This window comes from Persicitalea sp., from assembly GCF_041751555.1.
Taxonomy (GTDB): Bacteria; Bacteroidota; Bacteroidia; order Cytophagales; family Spirosomataceae; genus Persicitalea.
The window spans coordinates 1-8,613 of sequence record NZ_JBGSXF010000281.1; the positions used below are offsets into that span (position 1 = coordinate 1).

The 8,613-nt window shown below is 47.3% G+C and carries 10 protein-coding genes; 7 read left to right on the top strand and 3 right to left on the bottom strand.

All coding sequences use genetic code 11. The features are described from left to right. A partial coding sequence (locus ACEW8P_RS09820; RefSeq protein WP_373512908.1) for a sugar phosphate isomerase/epimerase family protein occupies positions 1–772 on the top strand: 772 nt, incomplete at its 5' end. Between the two features lie 30 nt (positions 773–802). On the opposite strand, the gene ACEW8P_RS09825 is transcribed toward ACEW8P_RS09820, so the two are convergent. Genes ACEW8P_RS09825 through ACEW8P_RS09835 form a run of 3 tightly spaced genes read right to left on the bottom strand, consistent with a single transcriptional unit; the run spans position 803 to position 2,634 of the window. Beyond that, entirely contained in the window at positions 803–1,510 is a 708-nt protein-coding gene (locus tag ACEW8P_RS09825; RefSeq protein ID WP_373512909.1) for an SDR family NAD(P)-dependent oxidoreductase, read from the bottom strand. 43 nt (positions 1,511–1,553) lie between these two features. Beyond that, positions 1,554–2,237 carry a GTP cyclohydrolase I FolE gene (folE, locus tag ACEW8P_RS09830; protein WP_373512910.1) on the bottom strand — a complete coding sequence of 228 codons (684 nt, stop codon included), beginning with the start codon at positions 2,235–2,237 and terminating at the stop codon, positions 1,554–1,556. Next, positions 2,215–2,634, bottom strand: a complete 420-nt coding sequence (locus ACEW8P_RS09835) for a 6-pyruvoyl tetrahydropterin synthase family protein (RefSeq protein ID WP_373512911.1) — start codon at positions 2,632–2,634, stop codon at positions 2,215–2,217. The genes folE and ACEW8P_RS09835 overlap by 23 nt, the downstream gene beginning before the upstream one ends. A 319-nt stretch (positions 2,635–2,953) precedes the next feature. Between ACEW8P_RS09835 and ACEW8P_RS09840 the strand changes: the two genes are divergently transcribed. The 6 genes from ACEW8P_RS09840 to ACEW8P_RS09865 all read left to right on the top strand — a co-directional run. Further along, entirely contained in the window at positions 2,954–4,306 is a 1,353-nt protein-coding gene (locus tag ACEW8P_RS09840; RefSeq protein ID WP_373512912.1) for a Gfo/Idh/MocA family protein, read from the top strand. Positions 4,307–4,380: 74 nt separating this feature from the next. After that, complete coding sequence (locus ACEW8P_RS09845) at positions 4,381–5,604, top strand: sugar MFS transporter (RefSeq protein ID WP_373512913.1); 1,224 nt, start codon at positions 4,381–4,383, stop codon at positions 5,602–5,604. A 93-nt stretch (positions 5,605–5,697) separates the two neighbouring features. Then, a complete protein-coding gene (gene ispG / locus ACEW8P_RS09850) occupies positions 5,698–7,689 on the top strand; it encodes a (E)-4-hydroxy-3-methylbut-2-enyl-diphosphate synthase (RefSeq protein WP_373512914.1) in 1,992 nt (663 codons plus the stop codon). A gap of 86 nt (positions 7,690–7,775) precedes the next feature. Then, a complete protein-coding gene (locus ACEW8P_RS09855) occupies positions 7,776–7,964 on the top strand; it encodes a DUF6728 family protein (RefSeq protein ID WP_373512915.1) in 189 nt (62 codons plus the stop codon). Beyond that, the gene (locus ACEW8P_RS09860) at positions 7,961–8,311 is read left to right on the top strand and encodes an MmcQ/YjbR family DNA-binding protein (RefSeq protein ID WP_373512916.1); all 351 of its coding nucleotides are present in this window, start codon (positions 7,961–7,963) and stop codon (positions 8,309–8,311) included. The genes ACEW8P_RS09855 and ACEW8P_RS09860 overlap by 4 nt, the downstream gene beginning before the upstream one ends. Before the next feature lie 19 nt (positions 8,312–8,330). After that, positions 8,331–8,613: tetratricopeptide repeat protein (locus ACEW8P_RS09865; RefSeq protein WP_373512917.1), on the top strand; the 283-nt coding region annotated here is incomplete at its 3' end.

Below are 8,613 nucleotides of genomic sequence, written 5' to 3' on the forward strand. Positions count from 1 at the left end.
AATCACAAACCTTGACTTTCCTGAGATAGCGCGGAAAGAATTTGATATTGGTATCGTGGAATATGTGAATCAATTCTTTAAGGACAAAGCCAAGGACACGTCTTACCTCAATGAACTACTCCAACGCTGTAAGGACAACGACATCAAGAACCACCTTATCATGATAGATGGTGAAGGCGGCCTTGGAGAATTAGACGACGCTAAGCGAAATCAGGCCGTGGAGAATCACTATAAGTGGGTGGAGGCCGCTAAGTACCTGGGCTGCAAAACCATTCGGGTAAATGCCTTCGGAACCGGCAACGCCCAGGAAGTTGCTAATGCTGCCGTCGACGGATTAGGCAAGTTGGGTGAATATGCCGACAAAGAGAAAATCAACGTGATCGTGGAAAACCACGGCGGTTATTCATCCGATGGCCAATGGCTATCCAATGTCATGAAGCAGGTTGGACGCAAGAATGTAGGTACTTTACCGGACCTGGGCAATTTCTGTCTGGAACGCAAGCCCGGTTCATATGAGTGCCTCAGAGAATACGATCGCTACCAGGGAGTCAGAGAACTAATACCCTACGCCAAAGGCGTAAGTGCCAAATCATACGATTTCGACGCAAATGGAAACGTAATCGAAACTGATTACACGCGAATGATGAAAATCATCAAGGACAGCGGCTTCAAAGGAATCATCGGGATAGAATACGAAGGCAGCAAAACCGACGAATACGAAGGCATCAGGAAAACAAAAGAAGTCTTAGAGCGAGTTGGGAAAATGGTGTAAAAACAAAGGCTGTTGGCAGTTTGCCAACAGCTATTTTAGCTTTCCCAGCCCGCCATCGACGCCCAAAATTTGTCCTGTAATCCAGCTTGCTTCGTCGCTGGCCAGGTAGGTGGCGGCGGTCGCCATATCTTCTGGCAGGCCGAACCTACCCAAAGGGTGTCGCTTAGCCGATGATTCCCGTCTTTCCTCAGAGGAAAGTAGTTGTTCGGCCAGCGGCGTGTCAGTTAATGAGGGGGCTACGATGTTAAAGCGAATTCCAGAGGGAGCAAATTCTGCCGCTAGGGCAATTGCCAAACCCTGCAAGCCGCCTTTGGCCATCGAGATCGATGTATGGAAAGTAAAACCCGTATTTGCTGCTACACTGCTGAAAAAGACGACGCCCGCGCCTTTTGCCTTTTTCAATCGATTGATATTGGGCTGCACCGCGGCCACAGCTCCCAGGGTATTCATCTGAAAATCGTTGGTAAAGTTTTCCAATGTCAAGCGGCCAAATGGTTTTAAATTGATCGTACCGGCGCAGTAAATCAGGCTGTGAAGCGTGTCCGGCAAACTATTGAAGGCCGATTCGTCTGGCGACATCGCATCCCATTCAAAAAACTTTACGTCGAGATCCGGCTTGTGCTGACCGGCGACGTACACCGTGCCTCCTTCTTCCAAAATCTGACTAGCTATCGCGTGACCAATTCCAGTGCTAGCCCCAATGATGAGGACATTTTTATTTTCGAATCTTGCTTTCAAAACGGATCATATTTAGGAAGTAGAGAAAAAGAACTAACTCAAATCACATTTCGAGATAGCTAAGAAACTCTTTCCGAGTGGGTTCTTCTTTGAACTTGCCTCCATAGTAGGAGGTGATGGTCGAACTACCAGAATCCTGAATCCCGCGCGACTGAACACACATGTGTTGCGCATCGACTACGACTGCTATGTCCTCCGTCTTAAGTACTTCCTTCAACTCGTTAGCAATCTGCACAGTAAGTCTTTCCTGCACCTGAGGTCTCTTGGAATAATACTGCACTATTCGGTTCAATTTGGATAAGCCGATGACTTCACCGCTGGAAATATAGGCCACATGAGCCATTCCGTAGATCGGTACGAAATGATGTTCGCAGTTGGAAAATACTGTGATATCCTTTTCGACAAGCATTTCCCCGTACTTGTATTTATTTTCAAAAAGTGTGACGGGAGGCTTATTCTCCGGATTGAGCCCGCTAAAATTTTCCTTAATGAACATTTTAGCGACTCGGTGCGGGGTACCATTTAGGCTATCATCGTTGAGATCTAGGCCCATGATTTCCATAATGTGGCGAAAATGCTTCTCAATCAATTCGATCTTGATATCGTCGTCCAATTCAAAAGCATCTACCCGCAACGGGGTGTCGTAAGAAGTCATGATGTGATCGTGTCCAATGTCGTCGATTTCGCCGTTGGCGGGTAGTCCATTATTTGGTGGGGTATTCAACATAGTTGCGTTCAGTTTCGTAAAGGCGTACTTTTAAATCAAACTTAGAGTCAATAATTTTTCGCAAAATATCGTGTATTACGATGGCGATGTTCTCCGCCGAAGGGTTCAAGTCACTGAATTCCTCAGTGTCGAGATTTAAATTTTTGTGGTCGAAACGGTCGAGGACATTTTCCTTGATCACGTCGCTCAGTTGCTTCATATCATAAACATATCCCGTTTCCGGGTCGATCTCGCCCGTAAGACGTACTTCCAGATCATAGTTATGACCATGAAAGTTGAAATTGTTACACTTACCATACACCCGCTCATTCTTTTCATCAGACCAGTTGGGATTGTTCAGTCGATGCGCGGCGTTGAAGTGTTCCTTACGGAATACCGATACTCTTTGGGACGTCATGAAAAATTTCTAAGTAAAAATCAGGTCTAAATGTCGTTACAAAGGTTGTGCACAACACATTCAAGACCGCCGAGCGAGAATTGCAATTGGCTCTTTGGATTCTAAATGCAATTGGTTAACGGAACGTATATTCGTTTTGTTCAGCCAGATCATTCTGGATTTCAAACCAAATGAAATTAAATATATGAAAGCTAATAGTCTAAGATAAAGAATTTTAAAAAGATTATTATTACCAAAATTCGAGAATTAATAAATAAATTTACTATTCGCTGAATTAAGAATTATTTTGCGACTCCTAAACTACCACTTTCCTAAATTGATGAACAGACGGAATTTCCTGCAAAAAAGTACCCTAGCCGCTACGGCATCCAGTATACTCCCTTCGGTTAAACTTACAAACCCTGCTCCGGCGGACAAAGTTCGACTTGGGTTCATTGGTGTGGGGATGCGAGGACGCAATCATGTAGCCCAAGCTATGTACCGCCCCGACGTAGAAATTAACGCAATTTGTGACATCGATCCGGATTCCGTCAAAACTACTCTGGCCATGATCACAAAGGCCGGGCGCAAAAAACCGGAGGTTTACGCGGCGGGCGACGAGGATTTCCTAAACATGGTCAAACGCGATGATCTGGATGGTATAGTCATCGCCACGCCATGGGAGTGGCACGTGCCGATGGCGGTAGCAGTGATGAGAGGTGGTAAGTACGCGGCGGTAGAAGTCTCGGCCACGGTCACTTTGCAAGAATCCTGGGACCTTGTGGACACCCATGAACAGACGGGCTCGCACTGCATGATTTTGGAGAATGTCTGCTATCGCCGTGATGTGATGGCGGTACTTAATATGATTCGGCAGGGCTTGTTCGGGGAGATGACTTACACGCATTGCGGTTACCAGCACGATCTGCGTGAAGTAAAATTCAACGATGGTAAGAAAGCGTATGGTGGCGGCGTAGAATTTGGCGAAAAAGGCTATTCCGAGGCCAAGTGGCGCACTCAGCATTCTATCGACCGCAACGGCGATATTTATCCGACCCACGGTCTCGGTCCGGTGGCGCATTGGCTTAATATTAATCGGGGAAATAAATTCAATTACCTGACCTCAACCGCTACGAAGTCGCGGAGCCTGCATAAGTATATCGTGGATAAAGGCGGAGCCAACCATCCTAATGCCAAAGTAAATTTCAAGCTGGGTGATGTAGTGACGACTGTCATCGATTGTTTCAATGGTGAGAACATCGTCATCATGCACGATACTAACTCCCCCCGTCCTTACTCTCTGGGCTTCCGGGCACAGGGGACAGAAGGCATTTGGATGAATGATGGCAGTATGATTTATCTGGAGGACTCGGCTACAAAACCGCATACCTGGCAACCCGCCGGCCCGGTTCTTGACAAATACGATCACCCCGTTTGGCAAAAAAACGCCAAAGAAGCCGAAACCGCCGGACACGGTGGCATCGACTACTTCGTGCTGCGGGGCTTCATAGAGGCTATCAAGGGCCAATCCGCCCCACCCATCGACGTCTACGACGCTGCTGCATGGAGCGCCATTAGCCCGCTTTCCGAACTTTCCATCGCCCGCGGCAGCTCACCCGTTGAAATCCCTGACTTCACGCGTGGCAAATGGCGAACAAACAAGCCTATATTTGGACTCAATGCCGAATACTAGTGTGTCAGGTATAGCGGGGTTGATACTCGCTATAAAATTTCACCCTCTGAACTTTTCAACTAAATACCCCTCCTGTGTCTCAAAAAAAACCAAACTACCTCGGCCCTCTGATTATCGTTGGCGTACTATTTTTCATTCTTGGTTTCGTAACCTGGGTAAACGGAACGCTAATTACTTTTTTTCAAAAAGCCTTCAACCTTGATAATACCAGTTCTTACCTCGTAACCTTCGCATTTTTCATTTCTTACACCCTGATGGCATTGCCGTCGGCGGCGGTTTTGAAAAAAGTTGGTTTTAAAAATGGCATGTCGGTCGGCTTGCTCGTGATGGCGGTGGGTACTGTGATCTTTGTCCCGGCGGCTAACTCTGCTTCTTACACCTTATTTCTCGTGGGCCTTTTCACCATCGGAATTGGCCTTACCTTGCTCCAAACCGCAATCAATCCCTACGTGACCATTCTGGGCCCAAAAGAGAGCGCGGCGGCACGTATTAGTTTTATGGGATTAGCCAACAAGGCGGCGGGCATTGTTAGCCAGGTAATATTTGGTGGACTGCTTCTAGCCGGAACTACCGCTACAACTCAGGCCGAGGAATTAGACAAGGTAGTTACGCCATACCTTATCCTGACTGGCGTGCTGGTGGGAATGGCATTGCTCATCAAGATGTCCAACAACCTACCGGAAATAGATGAGCCGGAGGAGGACTTGCCTACCGACGGTACCGTGGTGGTCGCTAAGGACAGCATATTCCAGTTTCCTAATCTGATGCTGGGAGTATTTGCCATTTTCTGCTACGTGGGCGTCGAAGTCATCGCAGGTGATACGATTATCAGTTACGGCGTAACGAGCGGTTTCCCCGAAGAGGAAGCGAAGTTGTTTGGTACTTACACGCTTAGTGCTATGATTGTGGGCTATATCATGGGAATATTGTTAATTCCCAAATACATCTCACAACAAGCTTGGCTCAAATTCTCGTCGCTCTTCGGGATTATCATAACCATTGTAGCCATTTTTACCACGGGCTATACTTCTGTTCTTTGCATCGCCCTTTTGGGATTATCAAATGCCGTGATGTGGCCCGCTATTTGGCCGCTGGCTATTGAAGGGCTGGGCAAATTTATTAAGACAGGTGCTGCACTGCTCGTTATGGGTATTTCGGGCGGAGCCATACTACCACTAGTGTACGGAGCGCTAGCCGATTCGATGGGAAGCACCCAAAATGCCTACGTCCTGATGGTCCCACTTTACCTTTTCATCTACTATTACGCAGTTTGGGGGCATAAAAAGCGGATTTGGTAGATTGCTTTAAGTTAGTTTATAAATTTACGTGTTTCTATCCACAGAACTTTTCATTGTTTGAATCGTTCTGTGGATAGATCATTATACATACAAATGGAAGCCGTTCTCGCACCTTCTGAAATTTCGGGCAATAAAGTCTACTGTCCTTCCCTTACTAAGTACATCCGCCGCCAAACAATTACCGTCAACATCGGCGATTTGCCTGTGGGTTCTGATTATCCGATCCGGGTGCAATCTATGACCACCGTGGACACAATGGATACCGAAGGCTCGATTGCTGAGGTCATTCGGATGGTCGAGGCAGGGTGTGAGTATGTAAGGATTACTGCGCCTAGTGTCAAAGAAGCGCAAAATCTTGAAAACATTAAGAAAGGGCTACTAGCCAAAGGCATTCAGGTTCCGCTGATCGCCGATATTCACTTTACGCCCAACGCCGCCGAACTCGCCGCTCGAATTGTGGAAAAGGTCCGTATCAATCCGGGAAACTACGCCGACCGGAAGCGGTTCGAAGTCATCGACTACACCGACGCATCCTACGCCGCTGAGCTGGAACGGATTCGGGAGAAATTCACGCCTCTGGTCAAGATATGTCAGGAATATGGCACCGCGATGCGGATTGGCACGAACCACGGCTCGCTATCCGACCGAATTCTTAGCCGCTACGGCGATACGCCGCTGGGTATGGTGGAATCTGCTTTGGAATTCCTCAGGATTTGTGAGGAAATGAATTATTTCCAAATCGTCCTTTCCATGAAATCCAGCAACACGCAAGTGATGGTGGAAGCCTACCGTTTATTGGTGCAAAGGTTGGACGAAGAGGGATTGAAGCCTTATCCGCTGCACCTCGGCGTGACAGAAGCCGGCGAAGCCGAAGATGGCCGCATCAAGTCTGCCGTAGGAATTGGTACTTTGCTGGAAGACGGGCTGGGCGACACTGTTCGCGTGTCCCTGACTGAGGCACCGGAGAATGAGGTACCTGTGGCACGGGCGCTGGTAGAGCGTTACAATGACCGGCCCAATCATGCACCGATTGAACCCGTTAGGTCTATTCCCATCGACCCTTTCCAATACACGCGTCGCAATACAGAGCAGATCAACAACTTCGGCGGACTCAATGTACCTCGCGTGGTTGCCGACTACTCCAGTATAATGGTCGAGTCGCACGAGGACCTGCGGAGCATCGGCCATTTCTTCTTACCCGTTCCCGATAAGTGGGCCATGAACGATCAGGGTGCTGACTACATTTACAGCGGTAGCCGACCGATTCCGTTTATGCTGCCCAATGGATTGAAGGAAATTCTGGACTACCCCACATGGATTTCACATGTCGACCTCAAGAACAAGTTCCCTTTGCTTTCAGTCGATGAGTACAGCATTTGCGATCGGCTTCACGAGTCATTGAACTTCGTTAAAGGAAGTATTCACGACTTTAATGACAAATTTCTTGACCACTTTAATGGCTACGATAATGTAGTTTTTGTTATCACTACCGACAACGGACACGCGATGCCGGAGTTGCGTCGGTTATTTTTCAATTTGTTGGACAAAAAAATATCGACGCCCGTCGTGATAATGCGTTCCTATCCAGCCAACGATTCCAAAACTTTACCGCTTTTCGCTGCTACTGATGTAGGCGGTTTGCTGGTGGATGGCTTGGGGGATGGAATATGGCTGAATCCGGAATTTGAAAATTTTGACGCAGAAGAAGATAATTTAAAATCAGCGGCCGATTTCAATTCTATTGCCTTCGGCGTCTTGCAGGCTGCCCGCACCCGGATGTCCAAAACAGAGTACATTTCATGCCCCTCCTGCGGTCGTACCTTATTTGATTTGCAGGAAACTACCGCTATGATTCGCAAACATACTGAGCATTTAAAGGGTTTGAAAATTGGGATCATGGGCTGCATAGTTAACGGTCCCGGCGAAATGGCCGACGCCGATTATGGCTACGTGGGAATGGGTAAGGATAAAATCGCGCTATACCGCGGCCAACAAGTAGTTAAGCGTTCCGTCACCGCCGATAAAGCCGTCTCAGAATTAATTGAAATAATTAAGGAAGATGGCCGGTGGATTGAGCCAGCCTAGAGTTTAAAGTTTATTTGTTTAAAGTTAATGAGTTTATAAGTCAAATATTGGCCTAAAGCTAATAGCCGACCGCCGACCGCCAACCAATGAGTAATTTCAAAAAATACTTTCAGTTAGGAGACGTATTCAAGTACTTTATCCGGGTTTTTAAAAAGCCAAATCCAAACGACCCCACTTCTTTCAATTTAAAAATGATGCATGGCATCAACCGTATATCTATTGCAATGTTCCTGTTTTGCGTGGGCGTAATGATCTTTAGAGCTTGTACACGATGAACATCGAAGACTTGCGCAATTTCTGCCTGTCGCAGCCTGGAACCACGGAAGGGTTTCCGTTCGGAGAACAAACGCTTGTTTTCAAGGTGGCGGGAAAAGTGTATCTCTTGACACCTCTTGATACCGTGCAAGTGCAGTTTAACGCCAAATGCGATCCATTGAAAGCACAGGAATTACGCGAACAATACGATTGCGTTTTGCCTGGCTATCATATGAACAAGAAACATTGGAACACAGTCAAGGTCGACGGTAGCGTTTCAGACGAGGAGTTGAAGTCCTGGATAAAGGCCTCCTACGATTTGGTAGTTGCGAGCCTCCCGGCTAAGGTTCGTACTGAACTTACCTGAAAATCCCTAAAAAACTACAATGGAAATTTGCTTAGTCGTACTGCTAATTATCCCTTACCTCTTCGTGAAGTATTACCTGACGGATCACGAGACGAAGGCAGAGAAGGACTTAGCTCGCTTTGCAGAAGGGATTTGGCTGTTAAATGAAAACAGGTTCGAAGAAGCTTTCCGGTATTTTGATGAAGTCGTAAAGGCCAATCCCAAATCGGCAGTTGCCTACGCTTATCGGGGAAAGTGCAACCTGTTCGACGAGAATTATTACTCTGCGCTGTATGACCTCGAACAGGCCTTGAGCTTCGACA

Coding starts and splice junctions, on each gene's coding strand:
- folE (WP_373512910.1), bottom strand. CDS start 2,237: ATGTTGAATACCCCACCAAATAATGGACTACCCGCCAACGGCGAAATC.
- ACEW8P_RS09855 (WP_373512915.1), top strand. CDS start 7,776: ATGAGTAATTTCAAAAAATACTTTCAGTTAGGAGACGTATTCAAGTAC.
- ispG (WP_373512914.1), top strand. CDS start 5,698: ATGGAAGCCGTTCTCGCACCTTCTGAAATTTCGGGCAATAAAGTCTAC.
- ACEW8P_RS09860 (WP_373512916.1), top strand. CDS start 7,961: ATGAACATCGAAGACTTGCGCAATTTCTGCCTGTCGCAGCCTGGAACC.
- ACEW8P_RS09840 (WP_373512912.1), top strand. CDS start 2,954: ATGAACAGACGGAATTTCCTGCAAAAAAGTACCCTAGCCGCTACGGCA.
- ACEW8P_RS09835 (WP_373512911.1), bottom strand. CDS start 2,634: ATGACGTCCCAAAGAGTATCGGTATTCCGTAAGGAACACTTCAACGCC.